Below are 1,412 nucleotides of genomic sequence, written 5' to 3'. Positions count from 1 at the left end.
GAACAATCATCACATTCATATAATTTGAAGTCTCTCTTAAACCCATATTTATCATGCCGATAGGCATATCTTTTAAAACCCAATCGCTTATTGTTTGGACAAATATATTCATCGTTAATTTCGTCATAATCCCAATTTTGAGTGTTAAAGATGTCGCTTTTATATTTTTTAGTTTTATCTTTTATAAACATACCGTAGGTTATAAGTGGTATTCGATTAAAATCATCTATAATTGCCATATAATTGGGCTCGCTACCATAACCTGCATCAGCTACAATATATTCAGGTAAATGACCGTAGGTCTCTTGAATTGAATTTAAAAATGGTATCATCGTTCTTGTATCAGTCGGATTTTGATACACATTATAAGATAAAACGAATTGAGAATTTGTCGCTATTTGTAAATTATAACCTGGCTTGAGTTGTCCATTTTTCATATGATCTTCTTTCATTCTCATAAATGTGGCATCATGATCTGTTTTAGAATAACTATTTCTATCCTTTAAAATAGATTTTTGGACGTCGTATTTATACTTTCGCCCAGAGTAATCATTAATTTGCTTTTTATATTGTTTAATTTTAGTTCTTTTGAGCCGTATTTGTTTTCTTATTTTAGTACATTTTTCATTATCGATATGTTGATTTAAATCTTCGATTTCTTTATCCAAATGACTACCAATCAAATCTATTTCTTCCTTTGTTAAGTCATTATCGTGATCTTTTTTAATCTCAGGTATAATTTTATTTGTTACCAATTCGTGATAGAGTGCTTTAGAATCTTCATTCATCTTTGTCTCATGGTTTTGAATACTTTTTTTCCATACAAATGTATATCGATTGGCATTCGCCTCAACTTTCGTACCATCAATAAAAATGGTTTGATCATCTATAAGATGTTGTTTCAAACACTGACTATGAAATTGAATAAATAATGATTCTAATAAAGCATCTACTTTTGGATTGACTCTAAATCGATTAATCGTTTTATAAGAAGGCTTTTGATTTTGTGATAACCACATCATCCGGATGCTATCATTAAGTAATTTTTCTATCTTACGTCCTGAAAACACAGATTGTGTGTAGGCATATAGAATGACTTTTAACATCATTTTGGGATGGTATGAGGTTGCACCACGATGATGTCTGAATTCATCGAATTCAGTTTTAGGAATTGTTTCTACAATATCATTGACATGTCGTGAAATATCATTTGTGGGGATAAGAACTGAAGTTTCCAATGGTAGAGTAAGTTGAGTCATGTTATAATCTTTATACATAAGGCACCTCGTTAATTTAGTTTAGTGACATTTATTAAATTATACGAAAGTGCCTTATTTTTTTAAAGTATTTCAATGTAAAATTACATATAAATACAAAGTATTTTGGCGAGACTCTTGAGGGAACAGGACAAG

1 protein-coding gene is annotated in these 1,412 nt (G+C 30.0%); it reads right to left on the bottom strand.

All coding sequences use genetic code 11. From position 1 onward, the window contains the following. A partial coding sequence (locus HMPREF3265_RS02705) for an IS1182 family transposase (protein ID WP_070860980.1) occupies positions 1–1,277 on the bottom strand: 1,277 nt, incomplete at its 3' end. Positions 1,278–1,412: the final 135 nt, after the last annotated feature.

It is taken from the genome of Staphylococcus sp. HMSC62B09, assembly GCF_001839115.1.
GTDB lineage: Bacteria > Bacillota > Bacilli > Staphylococcales > Staphylococcaceae > Staphylococcus > Staphylococcus haemolyticus.
Note: the sequence above shows the minus strand (reverse complement) of the source record. Positions and strands in the feature narration are given on the sequence as shown.